At 39.7% G+C, this 21,491-nt stretch carries 19 protein-coding genes and 5 tRNA genes; 1 reads left to right on the forward strand and 23 read right to left on the reverse strand.

Annotation, left to right across the window (positions count from 1 at the left end; genetic code table 11):
- Positions 1-2 precede the first annotated feature (2 nt).
- Entirely contained in the window at positions 3-4,157 is a 4,155-nt protein-coding gene (gene rpoB, locus VEIT17_RS07510) for a DNA-directed RNA polymerase subunit beta (protein ID WP_178885495.1), read from the reverse strand.
- 329 nt (positions 4,158-4,486) lie between these two features.
- The gene (locus VEIT17_RS07515; protein WP_178885497.1) at positions 4,487-5,902 is read right to left on the reverse strand and encodes an aspartate ammonia-lyase; all 1,416 of its coding nucleotides are present in this window, start codon (positions 5,900-5,902) and stop codon (positions 4,487-4,489) included.
- A gap of 261 nt (positions 5,903-6,163) precedes the next feature.
- Here VEIT17_RS07515 and VEIT17_RS07520 point away from each other — a divergent pair, with 261 nt between their 5' ends.
- Entirely contained in the window at positions 6,164-7,831 is a 1,668-nt protein-coding gene (locus tag VEIT17_RS07520; protein ID WP_178885499.1) for an ArnT family glycosyltransferase, read from the forward strand.
- Here the strand turns inward: VEIT17_RS07520 and VEIT17_RS07525 are convergent.
- From VEIT17_RS07525 to VEIT17_RS07625, 21 genes are all read right to left on the reverse strand, one after another.
- A complete protein-coding gene (locus tag VEIT17_RS07525) occupies positions 7,803-8,915 on the reverse strand; it encodes an IS1249 family transposase (protein WP_105085552.1) in 1,113 nt (370 codons plus the stop codon). The genes VEIT17_RS07520 and VEIT17_RS07525 overlap by 29 nt on opposite strands.
- 259 nt (positions 8,916-9,174) lie before the next feature.
- On the reverse strand, positions 9,175-9,543 hold the full coding sequence (rplL, locus tag VEIT17_RS07530) for a 50S ribosomal protein L7/L12 (RefSeq protein WP_005385476.1): 369 nt from the start codon (positions 9,541-9,543) through the stop codon (positions 9,175-9,177).
- A gap of 70 nt (positions 9,544-9,613) precedes the next feature.
- Complete coding sequence (gene rplJ / locus VEIT17_RS07535; RefSeq protein WP_060924345.1) at positions 9,614-10,120, reverse strand: 50S ribosomal protein L10; 507 nt, start codon at positions 10,118-10,120, stop codon at positions 9,614-9,616.
- A gap of 174 nt (positions 10,121-10,294) precedes the next feature.
- The gene (gene rplA, locus VEIT17_RS07540; protein WP_005385473.1) at positions 10,295-11,005 is read right to left on the reverse strand and encodes a 50S ribosomal protein L1; all 711 of its coding nucleotides are present in this window, start codon (positions 11,003-11,005) and stop codon (positions 10,295-10,297) included.
- Positions 11,006-11,081: 76 nt separating this feature from the next.
- Positions 11,082-11,507 carry a 50S ribosomal protein L11 gene (gene rplK, locus VEIT17_RS07545; RefSeq protein WP_004693535.1) on the reverse strand — a complete coding sequence of 142 codons (426 nt, stop codon included), beginning with the start codon at positions 11,505-11,507 and terminating at the stop codon, positions 11,082-11,084.
- A gap of 103 nt (positions 11,508-11,610) precedes the next feature.
- Positions 11,611-12,147, reverse strand: a complete 537-nt coding sequence (nusG, locus tag VEIT17_RS07550; protein ID WP_005385471.1) for a transcription termination/antitermination protein NusG — start codon at positions 12,145-12,147, stop codon at positions 11,611-11,613.
- Between the two features lie 12 nt (positions 12,148-12,159).
- Positions 12,160-12,381 carry a preprotein translocase subunit SecE gene (gene secE, locus VEIT17_RS07555; RefSeq protein WP_060924347.1) on the reverse strand — a complete coding sequence of 74 codons (222 nt, stop codon included), beginning with the start codon at positions 12,379-12,381 and terminating at the stop codon, positions 12,160-12,162.
- Between the two features lie 41 nt (positions 12,382-12,422).
- Complete coding sequence (rpmG, locus tag VEIT17_RS07560) at positions 12,423-12,572, reverse strand: 50S ribosomal protein L33 (RefSeq protein WP_004693530.1); 150 nt, start codon at positions 12,570-12,572, stop codon at positions 12,423-12,425.
- 208 nt (positions 12,573-12,780) lie between these two features.
- Complete coding sequence (locus VEIT17_RS07565) at positions 12,781-15,018, reverse strand: nitric-oxide reductase large subunit (protein WP_178885501.1); 2,238 nt, start codon at positions 15,016-15,018, stop codon at positions 12,781-12,783.
- 177 nt (positions 15,019-15,195) lie between these two features.
- Positions 15,196-16,383, reverse strand: coding sequence for an elongation factor Tu (gene tuf / locus VEIT17_RS07570; RefSeq protein ID WP_105084932.1), 1,188 nt, complete (start codon positions 16,381-16,383; stop codon positions 15,196-15,198).
- Positions 16,384-16,625: 242 nt separating this feature from the next.
- A tRNA-Met gene (locus VEIT17_RS07575) sits at positions 16,626-16,702 on the reverse strand.
- A gap of 5 nt (positions 16,703-16,707) precedes the next feature.
- A tRNA-Thr gene (locus VEIT17_RS07580) sits at positions 16,708-16,783 on the reverse strand.
- A gap of 32 nt (positions 16,784-16,815) precedes the next feature.
- Positions 16,816-16,891, reverse strand: a tRNA-Met gene (locus VEIT17_RS07585).
- A 5-nt stretch (positions 16,892-16,896) separates the two neighbouring features.
- Positions 16,897-16,981, reverse strand: a tRNA-Tyr gene (locus VEIT17_RS07590).
- 9 nt (positions 16,982-16,990) lie between these two features.
- A tRNA-Thr gene (locus VEIT17_RS07595) sits at positions 16,991-17,066 on the reverse strand.
- Between the two features lie 108 nt (positions 17,067-17,174).
- Positions 17,175-17,669 carry an undecaprenyl-diphosphate phosphatase gene (locus VEIT17_RS07600; protein ID WP_242013248.1) on the reverse strand — a complete coding sequence of 165 codons (495 nt, stop codon included), beginning with the start codon at positions 17,667-17,669 and terminating at the stop codon, positions 17,175-17,177.
- A gap of 74 nt (positions 17,670-17,743) precedes the next feature.
- A complete protein-coding gene (gene brxF, locus VEIT17_RS07605) occupies positions 17,744-18,208 on the reverse strand; it encodes a BREX-3 system P-loop-containing protein BrxF (protein ID WP_005379848.1) in 465 nt (154 codons plus the stop codon).
- 28 nt (positions 18,209-18,236) lie between these two features.
- Positions 18,237-19,652, reverse strand: coding sequence for a hypothetical protein (locus tag VEIT17_RS07610; protein ID WP_105084933.1), 1,416 nt, complete (start codon positions 19,650-19,652; stop codon positions 18,237-18,239).
- The gene (gene hypB / locus VEIT17_RS07615) at positions 19,649-20,302 is read right to left on the reverse strand and encodes a hydrogenase nickel incorporation protein HypB (RefSeq protein ID WP_005385456.1); all 654 of its coding nucleotides are present in this window, start codon (positions 20,300-20,302) and stop codon (positions 19,649-19,651) included. Before hypB ends, VEIT17_RS07610 begins: the two co-directional genes overlap by 4 nt.
- Positions 20,303-20,316: 14 nt before the next feature.
- Positions 20,317-20,658, reverse strand: a complete 342-nt coding sequence (gene hypA, locus VEIT17_RS07620) for a hydrogenase maturation nickel metallochaperone HypA (protein ID WP_005385455.1) — start codon at positions 20,656-20,658, stop codon at positions 20,317-20,319.
- On the reverse strand, positions 20,651-21,478 hold the full coding sequence (locus VEIT17_RS07625) for a bifunctional 5,10-methylenetetrahydrofolate dehydrogenase/5,10-methenyltetrahydrofolate cyclohydrolase (protein WP_060924355.1): 828 nt from the start codon (positions 21,476-21,478) through the stop codon (positions 20,651-20,653). The genes hypA and VEIT17_RS07625 overlap by 8 nt, the downstream gene beginning before the upstream one ends.
- Positions 21,479-21,491 lie beyond the last annotated feature (13 nt).

Raw genomic sequence — 21,491 nt, forward strand, 5'->3', positions numbered from 1 at the left:
TTTTAGTCTTCATCGTTAGAGGAATCGCCCATTGGGAATGCCAATTGGCTAAGGATATCATCTTCACCGCCGTTATCAGCAGGTGCTTCTTCCTCTACTTCTGGCTCTACTACAGTTACTTCATCAGTTTCTACTGCACTGCCATCCATAACTTCTTCAATGCCAGTTTCTACCACTTCATCTTCGTCATCAAGTTCTTTCATAACAACTTCTTCTTGATCTTCATTCAAGATTTTTACATCAAGACCAATACTTTGAAGTTCTTTGAGCAATACCTTGAAGGACTCAGGTACACCTGGTTCAGGGATGTTTTCGCCTTTAACGATTTTTTCGTATGCTTTCACACGACCAACAACGTCGTCAGACTTAACAGTTAATAGCTCTTGAAGTGTATAAGCTGCGCCATATGCTTCGAGAGCCCAAACTTCCATTTCCCCGAAACGTTGACCACCGAATTGAGCTTTACCGCCCAATGGTTGTTGTGTAACAAGGGAGTACGGACCTGTGGAACGAGCATGGATTTTATCATCAACCAAGTGATGGAGTTTAAGCATGTATACGTAACCAACAGTTACACGGTTATCCATAGGTTCACCAGTACGACCATCGTACAATACTGTTTTACCATCATCGGAACGACCAGCAATGCCTAATGTTTCAAATACGTCTTTTTCATGCGCACCATCAAATACAGGTGTAGCAATGTGAATACCAGCTACATCTGGTTTTGGCATGCCATATGTTTCATAATCGTAACCAAGGCCTTCGAGTTCATGACGAATTTCAACGCGTTTAGCACGAGCAGATTCAATATGGTTCAATGTAGTTTTAACTTTATTAATAGCTTCTAATTCTTCTACAAGAGCTGGATCCATTTCTGGAGCATCTTCTTCAGAGTCAAAGAATTCTACATGAAGTGCATTGTATTTAGCTTCAATAGCTTTAAGTTCTTGATAACGAGCTTCGCCGCCAAGAGCTTCAAGTTTCTTTTGCGCTGCAGATTCTACATGACCAAGAATTTGAGATTTCAAGTCGATGATTTTTTCATCGATGTCGAAATGAGGAACAGTCACATCTTCTTTAGCTTTTGCTTCTAATTCTTCAATTTCAGCATATAAGCCGCGAATAGCGTCAATTTGTTCCCAATAAGATGCATCTGTACGAGCTTCTTTCAACACGTTTTGGATGTGAAGGTCTGTAGCTTTGATTTTCATACCTAAGCCTTGAACAGCCCAACCCAAGTGAGTTTCAAGAACCTGACCGATGTTCATACGAGAAGGTACGCCCAATGGGTTCAATACGATTTGCACTGGAGTACCATCTGGAAGGAATGGCATATCTTCTTTTCTCATAACGCGAGAAACGACACCTTTGTTACCATGACGGCCCGCCATTTTATCGCCTTCATGAATCTTACGTTTTTGAGCGATGTATACGCGAACAAGTTTATTTACACCTGGTTGTAATTCGTCACCGTTTTCACGAGTGAAGACTTTAACGTCTACAACTTTACCAGATTCGCCATGAGGTACGCGCAAGGATGTGTCGCGAACTTCGCGTTCTTTATCACCAAAGATAGCGCGCAATAAGCGTTCTTCAGGTGTTAATTCAGTTTCACCTTTTGGTGTAGCTTTACCTACGAGAATGTCGCCAGGATGTACTTCTGCACCAATGCAGATGATACCATCTTCATCAAGGTTTTTAAGTGTGTCATCACCAGTATTAGGTAATTCACGAGTGATTTCTTCAGCACCTAATTTAGTGTCGCGCGCATCACATTCGTACTCTTCAATATGAATGGATGTATAGATATCTTCTTTACAAAGCTCTTCACTAAGCAAGATCGCATCTTCGTAGTTATAACCTTCCCAAGGCATGAACGCTACAAGAACGTTATAACCTAACGCCAATTCACCGCCATCAGTAGCAGGACCATCAGCCAATACTTGACCTTTTACAACATGGTCGCCACGATTAACGATTGGTTTTTGGTTAAAGCATGTGGATTGGTTAGAACGAAGGAATTTATTCATACGGTATACATCAACACGACCATCGCTATCGCGAAGAACGTGGATTTCATTACCCCAGCAACGTACAACTTTACCAGCTTCACGGGCAAGTACGCAAACACCGGAGTCAGTAGCTGCTGTATATTCCATACCTGTACCAACAAGTGGAGCTTGCGCACGCAAAAGTGGTACCGCTTGACGTTGCATGTTCGCACCCATCAAGGCACGGTTAGCATCGTCATTTTCAAGGAATGGAATCATAGCTGTACCGATGGATACAACTTCTTTTGGACTAACGTCCATGTAGTCAACCTTATCAGGTGTAACTTCTAATACATCATGACCACGACGACAAGCTACGTGTTCATTAGTAAAGTAACCTTCAGCATCGATTGGAGAGTTCGCTTGGGCAATTGTCATGCCTTCTTCTTCATCAGCTGTCATATATACAACGGAATCGGATACACGAACCTTGATAACTTTGTCTGCATCTTCACCTGTACCATAGATTTTTTCAACCTTACGGTATGGAGCTTCAATGAAACCAAATTCATTTACTTTCGCATAGTTAGACAAGGAGTTGATCAAACCGATGTTTGGACCTTCTGGAGTTTCGATTGGACACATGCGGCCATAGTGAGAGTGATGCACGTCACGAACTTCGAAGCCTGCACGCTCACGAGATAAACCACCAGGGCCAAGGGCAGATAGACGACGTTTGTGAGTCAATTCTGCTAATGGGTTTGTTTGGTCCATGAACTGAGACAATTGGGAAGAACCAAAGAATTCTTTGATTGCTGCCACTACAGGACGAATATTAATCAACGCTTGAGGCGTGATAGATTCGATTTCTTGAATTGTCATACGTTCACGAACAACACGTTCCATACGAGTTAAACCAATACGGAATTGGTTTTGCAACAATTCACCTACGCAACGAAGACGACGGTTACCCAAATGGTCGATATCATCTGTATGACCTGCACCATCCATAAGGTTGAGCAAGTAAGAGATGTTAGCGATCATATCTTCGCGAGTTACTGTGCGGTGATCGAATGGCAAGTTGCAGTTGTTGCAAATAACTTTGGACTCTACACCATCGTTATTTACGATGTAGAATTCAGCGAAACCTTCGCCATCAAATACATGGCTATTTGCTACGATATCAAGTTGTTCTTCCCCAACTTGTACACCTGCATCAAGGATAATTTCGCCAGTCTCTGGATCTACGATAGGTTGTGCCAATGTTTGACCCAACATGCGTTGACGCCAGCCAAGTTTTTTGTTCAATTTGTAACGACCAACGCGCGCCAAGTCATAACGACGTGCATCGAAGAACAAGTTATCGAACAAGTTACGAGCGGACTCTACAGTAGGAGGCTCGCCTGGACGTAATTTTTTATAGATTTCAACCAATGCTTCATCGGCAGATTGAGTTGTATCTTTTTCTAATGTACGAACGATGCGTTCATCATATACTGGTAAACCATCTTCATCAGTTTTACCATTCCAGAAGAGGTCAAGGATGCTTTCATTAGTATCCCAACCTAATGCACGTACCAATACAGTAGCTGGTAATTTACGGTTACGGTCAATACGAACAGCCACAACTTCGCTAGCATCAGTTTCAAGTTCAATCCATGCGCCACGGTTAGGAATAACTGTGGAATCGTACAAACGGTTACCCATTGTATCGATTTCTTTATTGTAGTAAACGCCTGGAGAACGTACCAATTGGGATACGATTACACGTTCTGCACCATTGATGATGAAAGTACCTGTATCAGTCATCAATGGGAAATCGCCCATGAATACTTCTTGTTCTTTAATATCCATATTTTCTGGATCATTATTTACCAAGCGAACATTTACACGAAGTGGTGCTGCATAAGTAGCATCACGGTTTTTACATTCATTAATATCATACTTAGGTTCACCTAAGCTGAAACCTTCGAAAGAAAGTACTAGATTACCTGAATTGTCTTTAATCGGAGAAATATCGTTGAAAATATTTTGTAAACCACTCTCCAAGAACCACTCATACGATTTACGCTGAATGTCCAATAAATGCGGCATCTTGATAACTTCGTTAATTTTAGCGTACGTATAACGAGTTCGTTTGCCTACCTGTTCAGGTTTGAACATATTTGCTTTCACCCCTATCAAAACACACTGGTCTACCATTTTCTATAACGGCACGGAAAAGACATCTTACAGGTCTCAGTTTTCCTGCTCAGATAACGCCAAATAAAGCAAGGCCCATTTTATTTTTAAAATAACCTTGCTTTCCATTAACCAAGCACAACCTTGGAAGAAAACCTCATCACTATTCAAGTTATAGTTTTATATCCAAAAGCAGGAAACGCTACTTTTGCAATATATAATTCTATCAGTATTAAAAAAGACTGTCAACCAAAAGGGTTGACAGTCTTTCATTTTCATGCTTTATTCATGTATCAAAACAACTGACTATGTTAGTTGCCTTTTTGTTTTAAAAGATTAGCTCCAGCAATACCAGGGCGAGTCATTTCTTTAGGAGAAAGGATATGATTAATTTCATCTTCAGTCAATAAACCTTTTTCCAAGATGATATCACGGATAGCACGACCAGTAGTATAAGCTTCTTTTGCAAGAGAAGATGCTGTTTCGTAGCCAAGATGTGGCAACAATGCTGTTACGATACCAACGGAACGATTCAACCAGTATTCGCATTGTTCACGATCCACTTCAAGATCCACGAGTAATTTATCAACGAATGTATTTACGCCGTTTTTGAGGTAGCAAAGATTATTGAACAAATTGTAAGCCAATACAGGTTCCATTACGTTCAATTCAAATTGACCATTTTCTACAGCCAATGTAATTGTAAGGTCATTACCGATAACTTGGTAACATACTTGGTTCAATACTTCGGCGATAACAGGATTAACCTTGCCTGGCATGATGGAAGAACCAGGTTGGCGAGCAGGCAATTTTAATTCCCCAATACCACAACGAGGACCGGATGCCATCAAGCGGAAGTCGTTAGCCATTTTAATCAATACAAGAGCCGTAACTTTCAAACCACTGGAGATATCTGCAAAGATATCTGTATTGTTTGTAGCATCAATTAAGTTTTCCGCAGTGTAGAATGGTTCGCCTACTACTTCACTAAGTTCGTATGCTACATCATGAATATAATTAGGTTCCGCATTAAGACCTGTACCAACTGCAGTAGCACCCATGTTAATTACATGTGCACCTTCAACGGCAGATTTAATACGTTTAATACCGCGGCGAACACCGGATGCATAAGCACCCATTTCTTGACCTAATGTAATTGGCACCGCATCTTGTAAGTGAGTACGCCCCATCTTCAAAATTTCGCTATATTCATCAGCCTTTTTCTCAAGCTCGTCAACAAGGCGTTGTAATGCTTCAAGTAAAGGTTTAGATTTTAAGATCGCACATACCTTGATAGCTGTTGGGAAAGCATCATTTGTAGATTGTGCCATATTACAATGGTTGTTAGGGCTTACAATATCATAGCTTCCTTTTGGATGACCCAAAATTTCACAAGCACGGTTAGCCAATACTTCGTTCATATTCATATTTACAGAAGTACCTGCACCACCTTGAATTGGATCAACAGGGAATTGGTCAGCAAATTGACCTTCAATTACTTCGTCCGCAGCTTGTACAATAGCTTTACCAATAGATACATTTAAGCGACCAGTTTTCATATTTGCTAACGCAGATGCTTTTTTTACCATTGCCAAGGCTTTGATAAAATCTTGGTCCAAGTGTTTTCCTGTAATATGGAAGTTTTCTAATGCACGAATTGTTTGTACACCGTAATATAATTCATCAGCTACTTCTAATTCACCTAAGAAATCATGTTCTTTTCTCATAATAAATCCTCTTTCTACTATTTTTATACAAAATAGTATTTCAATGAAACGGTTTTATCTTACGCGCTCATTATAGCATGTATTTTGTATACATAAAAGTCATTTCATGTATTCTGTACAAACAATATTCTATACAATATATTATTTCATAAATATTTTTTTGTAACTATTTCCATATTGATAAAAGCTTTATCTTTCATTGGTTTAATTATTACACGCCCTATAGTACAATAATATAAACTATGTAAGTAAGGAGTAATTATGATTAACAATCACATGCTGCGCATAGGTGCGCTATTTTTATTGACCGTACTAAGTTACGGTTTCTATAATGCCTATCTACCCATAACCGATCCGGTTGAATCTAACTATGTATTATCTGCTATTACAATGTTAAAACATAACTCATGGATATCCCCCATGATATATGACCAAGTCTGGTATGATAAACCGCCCCTCACCTATTGGGCTCTCATGATAAGCTATAAACTATTTGGCATATCTGACTTTACATCGCGCATACCAAATACACTTATTGCTGGTGGCAGTGTTGCGCTTATGTACCATCTTGTGTATCGCATTAAAGAGTCCACGCATATAGCAATTACGAGTGCCATACTTTTGTTTGGTGCCTTACAGTTCTGGTACATTTCTCACGCAGTCATAACAGACGGCTTCCTATTCTTCTTTTCACTAGCCATCTTCGGCTATTCTTATCTAGCTTTCACCAAGAACGATAAACATTCCATGGTGAAAGCCTATGGGGCAGCAGCCTTAGCGGTCGTAACTAAAGGGCCCGTTGGTATTGTTCTTCCTGGATTAATACTATTACTATTCATTGCTGCACGATGGTTCACCAAAAAAGATAAGGATGATTACTCACTTGCTAAGGATATTACATTATTATTTAATCCTTTGGGAATTCTCTTATTTATAGTTCTTGCCAGTCCATGGTACATCGCTATGTACTCGATTCACGGTCAAGAATTCATATCTGGTTTCTTAGGTCTGCATAATATGGAACGAGCACTAGTATCAGAACATCCGAAATTTAACGTTTGGTATTATTACTTAATCATTGTTCCTCTTGCACTGTTACCTTGGACACCAGCCGTAATTTACAGACTCAAAAGTATAAAATGGAAAAATGATTTTTATCTAATTGGTGCCATCTGGTTTATAATTATTGTATTATTTTATTCATTAGTAGCGACGAAATATATAACCTATACTTTACCAGCCATAATTCCTTGTATCATCTGGGGTGCTGAAGCTATTACTAGTAGCTTCAATAATAAGGCTAATAGTTTTAAGTATATTGTTACTATTCCATTAGGCATATATACCGTCTTATTTGTAACTGCCAGCATTGCAACACCTGAATTAAATCCAATACCACTAATCATTGCATTAATCACAATAGTATTATTTACACTATTAGCAAAACAGTATAGAAACAAGAAGTTACCATTATCTATAGGTTTAGCTACACCGTTAATCATTTTGTATACAGCTATTACTATAACGGTAACCCCTATTTTATATGACCAATCAGGCCTTCAATTCAAACCATATATTAAATCTACTACACAGCATACTTATATATATGGTACATACTATACATCGATTTTGTATTATACCGAAAATACACCAACACAAGTATTTGTACATACTACAGATAACCCCCTATGGACAGCAGGCAAAACATTAATGCCAACCATAACACTGGAGGAATTTGACAGAAGAGTATCTGCAGAAAAAGGTGCTATCATTATTGTACCGAACAAATATAGTAAAGAATTTACTAATTCTCCAACAAATATAATGGCCACAGAAATTGGTAAAAATGGATCAGCTAGAATTTATCAAATTCGGGTTATAGGACAAAAAGTGTGTGTGACTAATCCCAATAAGTTGGAAAATCTGTAGACATATGTAGCTCATTCCAAACAGGAGCATCACCCCATTGAGGTATTGAGCGATCTATTTGGCAATAATCAGATAACCGTTTGTAGATAGCAGCAATCGATTCATCTGTAGGCATACAATTTAATATATCTGAAATAGAAAGCGGTCTTGGTGAGTGCATATAGCACCACCAATAGACCGCTTTTAGTCTTCTTTCAAGTGAAAGGCCCCTATGAGATCGTAACATACTTCTTAGTTGAGCATTTACTCCACCTTCAATACGATTATTTGTTGTAGGTACTGTAATATCAATACATTCCAAAAATGTAAATAAAGTTTGTTGCCTAATCAGACGCCATAATGATGATTCGGCTTTAAGCAAACGCTCATGTGTAGAGCGTTTGTTCCCGAATTCATCAATCGTCATTTCTCGTAAAAAATCAGAATATGTCATTCGCCACGCTGAAAGTTCATTAATCCATACAAGAGCTTGATCCATTGTTTTCACATTAAATAAATCTTTAGCCAGAGTATAAAGATCCTTTCCTGCTAACGTTTTAGGTCTACTTGTCGTATATCGTCTAACCTGACAAAAAATGTGAAACAAGCATCTTTGGTGACTGCTATGAGGCCAAACTTTACGTAATGCTTTAGGCAAACCATTAGCACCATCAGACACAACAACTTTAGGTTCGGCAATCCGTTCCATTAAACACTGCCAAGCTCTAGCATGCTCATAACGACAGACATACCATCCTAGAACATGAGTATCATTGCAACAAATCAAAACACATAAATTCCTAGCTAAGTAAATTCCATCAAGATATACCACATCATGTACTTCTTCCACTTTTGGTGGCAATGGCCATATGGACCAAAATTTAGCGGTTTTACGCCTGAATGTACGACCTTTACCAGGCATATCAGCTTGAATATTGGTGCTGAATAACCAATTCAAGAATAGGCTTAACTCTTTACTTAAATTATTAATTTTAACGGTAAATGCCACCTTACAATGTTTGCAAAACCAACGCTGAGAACCAGATTTTAAAACACCGTGTTTAATACATGTTTCATTACAATCAGGACATTTTATTTGTCGCATAAACTCTTCCTCCATATTTGTTTATATATAGGAAGATATAACCTCATTTTAGTCAGTAATTACAAGGGTTAATTGATGTTTTCACCCACACTTTTTGTCCACCCTCAAACTTCTCCAAAAAAAGATTAAACCCTTATAACACTAGTAAATATCTAGTGTTATAAGGGTTTTTACACACACTTTTTGTCCTATAAGCCTCAAATTCAGTAACTAAACAAAAAAGGCGTACCCGAGGGTACGCCTTTTATTATGGCTAGAATTATTTCAATTCTACAGTTGCGCCAGCTTCTTCCAATTGAGCTTTCAAAGCTTCAGCTGCTTCAGTAGCTACGCCTTCTTTTACAGGTGCAGGAGCGCCGTCAACGATAGCTTTAGCTTCTTTCAAGCCAAGACCAGTTGCTTCACGAACAACTTTGATTACGTTGATTTTGGATGCGCCAGCATCTTTCAAGATTACGTCGAAGGAATCTTTAGCAGCGCCGCCTTCAGCACCACCAGCAGCTGCTACAGCTACAGGAGCTGCTGCAGTTACGCCAAATTCTTCTTCAATTGCTTTTACAAGATCATTAAGTTCAAGAATAGTTGCTTCTTTCAATTCAGCAACGATGTTTTCAATGTTCAATGCCATTTTAGTTTTCCTCCATAAAATAGTTTATTGTATCAGTCTTAAGCGACCAATTGATAATGCGCAGAAATTATTATTCTGCAGCTTCTGCAGGTTGAGCTTCTGCAACAGCTTTGACAGCGTATGCAACGTTGCGAACAGGTGCTTGCAATACGGAAAGCAACATGGAAAGCATACCTTCGCGGTTTGGAAGAGATGCAATTGCTTTAACGCCTGCAGCGTCCATAACTTCGCCTTCAACGATACCAGCTTTAACTGTTACAACTTCTTTCTCAGTAGTTTTGATGAATTGTTCAATTACACGCGCAGGTGCAACAGCATCTTCTTTAGAAGTAGCCAATGCAGTTGGACCTTCCAAATGCTCAGCGAAACCTTCAAGATTCAATTCATTTGCAGCAATGCGAGTCAAAGTATTTTTGATTACTTTGTATTCAACACCTTCAGCCAACATTTTGCGGCGAAGATCAGTTGCTTGCGCAACAGTCAAACCAGAGTAACCAATCAATACAGCGCCTTTTGCTTCAGAAAGAGTTTCTTTCATTTGAGCAACGATTGCTTTCTTTTGTTCAGTGACAGCCATTAGATTACCTCCTTGTAGATTTTTTGGTGCTCTATGTACTATCTTAGCGTAAAAAACGACCCCATCGCACGCGATGAGGTCGAACTAGTCCTAGATTGTTCTAGTGTCAGCCTCAGCGGGCGGATTTTCATCCATTATACATACCAGCCGTCTACAGCTAAGAGACATATGTGATTATTGCTCTTTTGTAACGTTGCTCAATTTGAACACGTTCAAAGGCACACCAGGGCCCATTGTAGCGGACAAGGTTACAGATTTAATGTATTGACCTTTAGCTGCTACAGGTTTAGCCTTGATAATAGTATCAACGATTGTACGGTAGTTGTCAAGTAATTTTTCTTCATCGAAGGACGCTTTACCGATGGAGCAAGAAATAATACCTGCTTTATCAGTACGGTATTCGATTTTACCAGCTTTGATTTCGTTTACTGCACGAGCAACGTCTGGAGTTACTGTACCAACTTTAGGGTTTGGCATCAAGCCTTTAGGACCCAAGATTTTACCAAGACGGCCAACTTGACCCATCATGTCTGGTGTAGCAACTACTACGTCGAAGTCGCTCCAACCACCTTGGATTTTAGCTACTAACTCTTCAGAACCTACGAAATCTGCACCAGCTTCTTCAGCTGCTTTAATATTGTCGCCTTTTGCGAATACAAGAACGCGTTTAGTTTTGCCAGTACCATGAGGCAATACTACTGCACCACGAACTTGTTGATCAGCGTATTTAGGGTCGACATTCAAGTTGAAAGCGATTTCAACTGTTTCATCGAAATTTGCAGTTGCAGTTTTCTTAACCAACTCGATTGCTTCTACTGGTTCGTAGAACTTACCAGCTTCAATAAGTTTTACTGCCTCAGCGTATTTCTTACCTACTTTTGCCATTATAATATCCTCCTTATGTGGTCAAACGGGAATTCCCTCCCACCGATTTGCGCCTTATGCGCAAGTCGTACGCTTATTAGTCAACGATTTCAATGCCCATGCTGCGAGCAGTACCTTCTACCATGCGCATACCTTGTTCTACGGTATTAGCATTCAAGTCAGGCATTTTCAATTCAGCAATTTCACGAACTTTATCGCGACCTACTTTTGCTACTTTATCACGGTTAGGTACACCAGAACCTTTTGGGATACCTGCAGCTTTTTTCAATAATACTGCAGCTGGTGGAGTCTTAGTGATGAAGTCGAAGCTACGATCTTCATATACGTTAATAACTACTGGGATAATTAAGCCAGCTTGTTTAGCAGTACGTTCGTTGAATTCTTTTGTGAAAGCAACGATGTTAACACCTGCTTGACCTAGTGCAGGACCAACTGGTGGTGCTGGAGTAGCTTTAGCGGCTTCAATTTGTAGTTTTACTTGTTTAACTAATTTCTTAGCCATGGGTAATTAAACCTCCTATGCTTATACTGTGGTGGTAACGGATATATATCCTCCCACTGGCAACCAAAATCGATTGCTCTTTTTTAGAGTTATAATATATATATTAAAGAGCTTTCTCAATTTGAGAGAACTCTACCTCTACCTCGGTATCTCGGTTGAACATTTCCACATTAAGTTTCAATGTTCCTTTTTCAGGGTTAAGTTCGGTAATAACACCTAGTTTATCTTCAAAGGCCCCGGACGTAATGCGTACCGTTTCACCAACTTCTACATCGATGTTGATGCTTGGTTTCTTATCCAAGCCCTGAGACTTAAGTATATGTTCTACTTCGGAATCAGAAAGTGGAACTGGTTTAGTGGCAGAGCCAACGAAACCTGTTACACCTGGTGTGTTGCGCACAACATACCAAGAGCGGTCGTTAACTTCCATTTCAACCAATACGTACCCAGGAAATATCTTACGTTTTACTACTTTTTTAACCCCATCTTTTTCATCTATTTCGTCTTCAAGAGGTACCAAAATACGGCTAATCACATCTTGTAGACCCATAGACTGAACTTTAAGTTCAAGAGTGGTTTTAACTTTATTTTCGTAGCCTGAATAGGTATGAATTACATACCACTTCTTATCTGCTTCCATGAAATGGCCCCCTTATCCAACAAAGTGCAACAACGTATTAAAAAGTTGGGCAAAGACTGCATCAAGTATATAGATAATAAAGGCGATAAAAATCGTCACTAAAAATACTACTATTGTATAATTGATGAGTTCTTTTTTTGTTGGCCAGACTACTTTTTTAAGTTCAGCTTTCACACCGCGGAAGAATTTTCCAAATCCACCACGCTGCTGCACTGCTGAGTTAGACTTTGCCATTGTTTCACATCCTCAAATCAACAGGTAATGAATGATAAGAATTATTTTGTTTCACGGTGTAATGTATGTTTACCGCAGAATTTGCAATATTTCATCATTTCAATACGATCAGGATTGTTCTTTTTGTTCTTGTTCGTTTGATAGTTACGTTGTTTGCAATCTGTGCAAGCTAAAGTAATGGCATTACGCATCCGGATACACCTCGCTTTGTATTTACTAAATCTGTCTCTTGTACTCGAAAACGCTCGACTACATACTAAAGAAATATATCATACGTAGCAAGCTATGTCAAGAATTTTGAGCAACTCAAAAAAGCCAGGCACATGTACCTGACATGGATAGTATAACAAAAAATGGCGTTCCTTGTCTATAAAGGAACGCCATTAATATGGTACTAAATTAAGATTTCTTCGTAAATAGAACTTTTACAATTTGCCAGAAGAATGCTACAGCACCAACAATTAGTATCGTATCGCCGATGAGACGAGCCCACCGCAAGTTTTGTAACAATGGTTGTTGCATAAATTCTTCACTGCGCGCAAACCATAAGCCATGTGTGATACTAGCCCAGGATTGGATAAGACCGATTGGCAATAAGCTAATAAGCACCATCAATGCAAGCCCTATATTGAGAGCCCAGAAACCGAACTTCATTAGCTTATCGTTAAATTCTACTTCAGGTCGGATATAGCGAGCAATAAGGAATACAAATCCTAGACTTAAGAAACCATACACACCAAACAATGCTGTGTGGGCATGTACTGCAGTTGTATTAAGACCTTGGATGTAGAACAAGGATACAGGCATGTTGATCAAGAACCCAAATACCCCTGCCCCCACTAGATTCCAGAAGGACACGGCAATGAAACAATACACAGGCCATTTTAGACGATGCATCCAAGGAGCACTATGAAGACGTGTATAGTTTTCAAAAGCTTCATAACCTAAGAGTACAAGTGGTACTACTTCTAACGCAGAGAAGGATGCGCCTGTTGCCACGATAGTGGATGTAACACCTGTGAAGTATAGATGATGGAATGTACCAGGGATACCACCGATGAGATAAATAGCCCCAGAAGAGATGGCCGCAACTGTACCAGCACGGTACGATACAAGCCCTAATGTAACAAAGATAAATGCCATCAATGTAGTGGAGAATACTTCAAAGAAGCCTTCAACCCAAAGATGGATTACCCACCAACGCCAATACTCCATAATCGCCAAATGGCTATGTTCACCATAGAATAACCCTGGACCATAGAAGATACCTACCATGATAACGGAGAATATGAAGGCTGCAATGAGGTTTTTATCCCCTTTTTGCTTGAAGGCACCAATAATGCTACGTATCATGAGTACAAGCCAGAATAAAATACCAATGTATTCAATCCACTGCCAAATACGACCTAACTCGATATATTCGTAACCTTGGTGTCCGAGAAGGAAATTCCACGCTGCTGGAATTTGATGTGCTACGCCTAAATATGTACCAGCGAAGGAACCTACTACAAGAACTACAAGAGCCCAGAATAAGATGTTCACCCCAAGCTTTTGATATTTAGGATCTTTACCACCATTAATGATTGGTGCCAAGAATAGACCAGCACTCAAGAATGCCATCGCAATCCAGAACAAAGATGCCTGAATATGCCATGTACGGGCAATAGAATATGGGAAATATTGAGCTAAAGGAATACCATAGAACGCTTGACCTTCTACAGTATAGTGAGCAATGATACCACCCATCCCCAATTGGAATAAGAATAATGCTAGGATTGTAAATAAATATTTTCCTAATGAACGTTGAGATGGAGTTAAGGTAATCTTGCTAATTGGATCTTCTGCTGGCGGAACCAATGCATGTTCGTCGTCCTTTTTACCAAAGGCCCATAACCATACAACTACACCTATGCCACATAATAAAATGATGACACTCACAACAGACCAGGCAACACTTTCAGGTGTCGGATTGTGATCCAATAAAGGTTCATGTGGCCAGTTATTAGTGTATGTCGCATCGGTACCAGGACGTTGGGTAGATGCCATCCACGTAGTCCAGAAGAAGAAGCGTGCCATATCAATGCGATCTTGTAACTCAGGTAACGTGTTATCCTTCATCGCAAAATGATCACGAGTCAATGTTAAATCAGGATTATCACCGTACAACTCAACAAAATAACGACCAGTTAAATTCATTGCCGTAATTCGTTCTGGAGATAAAACAACAGTTCCATCTTCACGGACTGCACTACCTAAATACTCTTTTTTCACAACTTCTTTAACAGCTGCTTGTTGTACAGGTCCCAATTGGTCATAAAGAGCTCCAAAGGCCTCTTGAGATTTAATATCCAACATCACGGATACTTCTTTATGTAACCAATCTGCTGTCCAGTCAGGCGCTTGATATGCGCCATGACCTAAAACGGTCCCTACCGATTGACCACCTGTAGATTGCCATGCCGATTGACCATGTAAAATATCTTCCTTAGTGAACAAGACCTGTCCATCTTGAGATACATACGCAGTCGGCACTGGCGGTGCTTGATGATACACATCAGTACCTAGATAACCAAGAATAGAAAAACCAATAATAAGAACGGCTACTACGGCTATCCAATACTTTTTGTATTCACCCATCACATTACCTCCTTTTCTATAAAAACACAAAAGGAGAGCCTTTGCTCTCCTTGAGGTAATAATAGCACTATTAGTAGAATAATTCTGTATCTTTGGTTACAAATACAATAAACAATATATAAATTAATACAAAAATAGGACCCCAATTGGGGTCCTATTTACTACAAAGATTATGAATTAACCTTCGATTTCAGTTACAACACCAGCGCCTACTGTATGGCCACCTTCGCGGATCGCGAAACGAAGACCTTCTTCGATAGCGATTGGAGTGATCAATTCGATATCCATTGTTACGTTATCGCCAGGCATACACATTTCTACACCTTCAGGAAGGTTTACAACACCTGTTACGTCTGTTGTACGGAAGTAGAATTGTGGACGGTAGTTGGAGAAGAATGGAGTATGACGGCCACCTTCTTCTTTAGTCAATACGTATACTTCTGCTTTGAATTTTGTATGTGGTTTGATGGAACCTGGTTTAGCCAATACTTGACCACGTTCGATGTCTTTGCGGTCTACACCACGAAGCAATGCACCAACGTTATCACCTGCTACTGCAGAATCCAAAGTTTTACGGAACATTTCAAGACCAGTTACTACGTATTGTTCAGCTTTTTCTTTCAAGCCTACAACTTCTACTGTGTCGCCTACGTTTACTTGACCACGTTCAACACGGCCAGTTGCTACTGTACCACGACCAGTGATTGTGAATACGTCTTCCACAGGCATCAAGAAAGGTTTGTCAGTATCACGAACTGGAGTTGGGATGTAGGAGTCTACAGCTGCCATCAATTCGTCGATTTTAGCTACATATTGAGCGTCGCCTTCCAAAGCTTTCAAAGCGGAACCTACAACGATAGGTACTTCGTCGCCAGGGAATTCGTAGGAGGAAAGAAGTTCACGAACTTCCATTTCTACTAATTCGATCAATTCTTCATCGTCAACCATGTCAGCTTTGTTCAAGAATACTACGATTGCAGGAACACCAACTTGGCGAGCCAACAAGATGTGTTCGCGAGTTTGAGGCATAGGGCCGTCAGCTGCGGAACATACCAAGATAGCGCCGTCCATTTGAGCCGCACCAGTGATCATGTTTTTAACATAGTCAGCATGGCCTGGGCAGTCAACGTGTGCATAGTGACGGTTTTCAGTTTCGTATTCAACGTGTGCAGTGTTGATTGTGATACCGCGTTCACGTTCTTCTGGAGCTTTATCGATCATGCTGTAATCTTGGAAATCAGCTTGGCCTTTTTCAGCCAATACTTTAGTGATTGCAGCTGTCAAAGTAGTTTTACCATGGTCAACGTGACCGATTGTACCAATGTTAACATGCGGTTTCGTACGTTCAAATTTTTCTTTTGCCATTAGGATTGTATCCTCCTTCACAAAAACAAATTACATTCTAGTATTAATATAATATATTAACCCTAATTTATCAATGGAATATAAGATTCCCTTATACATTATTATACCATATATAGAAAAACTTCTAAAAATACAAATATTCTTCTAAAATAAAAAAACTGACAAATGTAATCCTTACACTCATCAGCTTCAATTTATATTTTATGGAGAAATAAAAAAATCCTCATCAATGTGAGGTTTAATGGTGGCGGCACACGGATTTGAACCGCGGACACACCGGGTATGAACCGATTGCTCTAGCCAACTGAGCTATGCCGCCATGTATGGAGCTAGTGACCGGGATTGAACCGGTGACCTTATCCTTACCAAGGATACGCTCTGCCGACTGAGCTACACCAGCACAATGAACGATCATTTCACTGTGAATTTTTGTGGTTGCGGGGACAGGACTTGAACCTGCGACCTTCGGGTTATGAGCCCGACGAGCTACCAACTGCTCCACCCCGCTATAAATGGTGGAGGGAGAAGGATTCGAACCTTCGAAGTCGAAGACGGCAGATTTACAGTCTGCTCCCTTTGGCCGCTCGGGAATCCCTCCAAAATAAAATGGAGCTGGCGATAGGAATTGAACCCACAACCTGCTGATTACAAGTCAGCTGCTCTACCAATTGAGCTACGCCAGCATCATTACGACAAGATGTATTTTATCATCCGTCCCACTAAGTGTCAAGAACTTTTTAAAAACTTTTTTGAAGTTTTTTTCGTTCACTGCGGTATCCCTTAGTGCTTAATCATAATAACATGAAACGATACCCTATGCAAGTATTTTTTCTAAACTTTTTAAACTTCATTTTTTCCTCATTGGCAATCATAGATAAAGATAGATAATTGCTAATATAGCCACTATTATCCGATAATACCCAAAGGAGGATAAAGACTGGTACAGCCATGATAAACGAAAAATCAGCAGCAGCTCTTCGAGTACAACCGATTAACATGCCCCCTGCAATGGTAGCGCCAGACCGCGAAAATCCAGGCCACAAACAGAGCATTTGATAGAGCCCAATCTGGAAGCATTGGTATATAGATAAATTATTTACAGAATCTACCAGTCTTGTAGTCACTCGTCTTTTTTCTGCATAAATCATAAAAAGGGCGCCTACCAAAAGACCTATTATCACAGGAATCGGCCCAATAATAATCATATGCCCTGTACTAGATACAGGTATACATTCTGTTATTCCTTCTATAATACCTAAAATGAGGGCAATTACATATTGGTCCATGATATCACCTGCCTTTTATATGCGGTCATAACTCATGGCAATATATAATGCCCTCAACAATCAATATAACTCTATTAATCAATAACCATAACACGATCAGGTTTAGTGATTGTCACTACCGCATGTTTTGGATCATTATTGTGTTCTAAGTATAATTGATCACCTTCGAGATGACCACGCCAACCTACAACAATCGGATATGTTTTACTAATAGTCTTTAATAGTTCAAGAGGATTTAAATTTAATATCGGTGCAAACAATACATTAATACCATCGATAAGAACAACTTCTGTATCACTGCGACTTAATGCACGACGAATTACTTCTTCTGCAAGTTGTGGTCTTTCATCACGAGGTACTAATAAAAACTCTTCTTCAATAAGTTGTTTTGCCTCTAAGTACTTCCAACCTTTTTGTTCAGATAATTCACGAATCAACAAACTTTTACCAGAACCAGGACCACCAACGATAAACAATATACGTTCATCATCACCTTGAATTTGTTCCCAACGTTCTCTTACATCTTGAACTGTAACCATATCCCTTGCCTCCTCGCTGTAACCGTTCCTACTTAACTGGACGGTCAGATAACATAACGGATTTGATATATTGGTTTTTATCATCTAGGGCAAACTGTAAATATGAGTCGCTTGCCGCTGGATTTTTATATTCATATACAGTAGATGTGCCCGCATTTGTTGTAGATTCAACAATACGAGTAGGCATACCATATACAAAGAGCAATAAGTATTTAGTATCCCCCATCGCAATACCGCGACGAGTAGGCGTGTAAATATTTAATAGAACACGATTGATGAGATTTTTTTTATCAACACTCACGCCATATTCGTTATATCCAATAAATGTGGACCCAAACAACATACCTTGATGTTTCCAATCATTATTGGGATCATTAACAAAATAATCATTTAATTTATAGCCACGCAACACAAAATCATCAGCAGTCAATTTACCTGCTTGAAAATCATATACTGGAGCTTTAGGCAATCCAAATCTTGGCCATACTTGACCACTAATCATATCAACAGCCTCTACATTGCTTTGTTTGATGGTGAAAGCAATATATTCTTTCTGTTGTCCTAGCATAGATTGTTGTTGGCTATTATTATTTGTATTCTCTATCGAGCTATTAAATTCCTTTTTTCGAGACCATGAATTTTCGGAATGACCTTCATATAGGAAGATATAACTTTCATTTTTCAAATCACGCCACATCGCAATAGGGCTACCATAGGCAAATACCAATTCCATGCGCGTGCTACCAACACCAATATCGCGTACAGTGTGGACGCCTTTTTTCGTACTATGAATATTAGTAATAGTATTCGGTTCAAAGAAATAAGTAGCACCTTGACCGCGCAATTGATTATTTACTAAACGCTCTTGAGCAGGTCCCGTGTAAACGGTCACCTCCAAGTCTTTCATATAGTACGTCGTAAAGTTATCACGAACCACTGTTTTTTCTACATCTTTAGGCGCTACAAACTGATCTCCTAAGCGATACCCATCAATAGCATAATCATCTTCAGACCCTAAAGCTGGCAAATTATTAGCCGTATAAGACTTACCAATATCAGCCAAGTTATTTTGCGTTACGCTAGGCAATGGACCTTCATTTTCGCTAGCTGCTTGCCAAAACTGTATGGAATCACCAAACTCGGTAACTGCCATTTGTTCAGCTAGCCATCCTGTTTTAGTGCTTTCCTTTTTTGTCTTTGTATCGATTTTAACAGCTTTAATCGGTGCATTATCTATATACGCAACAGACTCAGCCGCATCAGTTCCCGCTGCTTCTACAGTTGTCTTATCATCCGTATGTGCAACATCATTTGCATTCTCTGTAGATTCCACCGCAGTTTGTTTCACAGTCGAAATAGCCGGTTCTGCCGCATACCCTACCGTTGTAGCAGATAGGCCAACTAAAAGTGCCGCTACGATACGGCTCTTAATAGAATGATTCATCGATTACTCTCCAATTGCGCACGCAACCATGTCAACCATGGCTCTAACCCATTATGGGCCGTGCAACTTACTTCAAAAATCTCTCCTGTTGGATTCAAATTACGTATATCTTGTATTGCCTTGTCTTTTTTAAATGGTACATAAGGCAATAAATCTATCTTATTAATGAGAATAGCCTTTGACTCTTTAAAGATTAATGGGTATTTAAGAGGCTTATCTTCACCTTCAGTAACAGATAATACAGTTACCTTCATGCTTTCACCAATCTCAAATTCTGCAGGGCATACAAGGTTACCTACATTCTCGATAATGATCATATCGAGTTCATCAAGATTTAAATCACCTAGTGCATCTTGAATCATTTGTGCATCAAGATGGCAACCTCCCACTGTATTGATTTGAATAACAGGAACGCCTAATTCATGAATCCGTTCCGCATCCTTAGCAGTAAATAAATCACCTTCAATAACAGCAAGGCGGTAATCTTTTTTCAAATCATGTAAAGTTGCCTCCAATAGAGATGTTTTACCAGCCCCTGGAGAACCTAATAGATTAAATACAAAAATATTTTTTTCCTTAAACAACTGTTGTAAGGACTCTGCAATGGCATCATTTTTTGCCAATACATTAGTTTTAACTTGAACTTGCATGCCTAACCTTTCTATCAATCGATATCCATGGAGGTCACTTGTAGTTCGCGGCCACCAATGGTTTGTACGAAATGACTGTCACAATAGGGACAGATAAACTTATAATTTTCTACAGGAAATGTTTTATCACAATCCAAGCACTTTCCTTCAATAGGAATCGTATTAATTTCTATACGCGAACCTTCTGCTGCAGTCCCCTTTGTAACGGCTTCCCAGCAAAATAGGAGAGAATCTGGCTCTACTCCACTCATAAGGCCCAAATCGAGTTGAACGGAATGAATCACAGATGCATCGTGTTGGCGCAATGTATCGAGGGCTACATCAAGTATACCTTCTGCTATAGACATCTCATGCATGGTATGCCTCATATACAGCTTCAAGCATCATAGTAGTCGTTACAGAGCCTACACCACCAGGCACTGGAGTAATTGCAGACGCAATATCTTTTACCGCTTCATAATCAACATCGCCTACCGTCTTACCTTCTAGTTCATTAATGCCTACATCGATAACAACAGCACCTGGCTTAATCATATCTGCTGTAATCATATGAGCACGACCCGCTGCAGCAATAACGATATCGCCACGTTTTACTTGTTCTGCCAAATCAGGGGTTCTGGAATGGCACATTGTAACCGTACCATGTGCACCAAGTGTCATAAGAGCTACCGGCTTACCAATCACTTGGCTACGACCGATTACTACCACATGTTTACCCTCTACAGGAATATCATAGTGGTTTAAAATCGCCATGCACGCCTTGGCAGTACAAGGGGCAAAGCCACCTTTACCGGCAGTTACAAGACCAATATTATACGTAGTTAGACCATCGATATCTTTTTTAGGATCTAGCATATCGATAAGAGCCTCTGTATCAATGTGTTTAGGCATCGGCATTAACGGTAAAATCCCATGAACAGCCGCATCATTATTTAATTCTTGCAATGCTGTAACTACTTCATCCTGTGTAGCCGTTTCAGGTAATTGTTTTAACACAAAGCCATAGCCAAAGTTCTTGGCTGTCTTTTCCATAAATGTAGCGTACATATGAGCACCGTGGTCTTCACCAACGAGTAATACTGCCATAGTAATTACAGAGTCGCCAACTGCTGCAACTTTTTCTTGTAAAATCGCCTTGTGAGCGTCTGCTACTGCTTTACCGCGTAATTCGATCATAAGTATCTCCATT

Source organism: Veillonella nakazawae (assembly GCF_013393365.1).
Lineage (GTDB): Bacteria > Bacillota > Negativicutes > Veillonellales > Veillonellaceae > Veillonella > Veillonella nakazawae.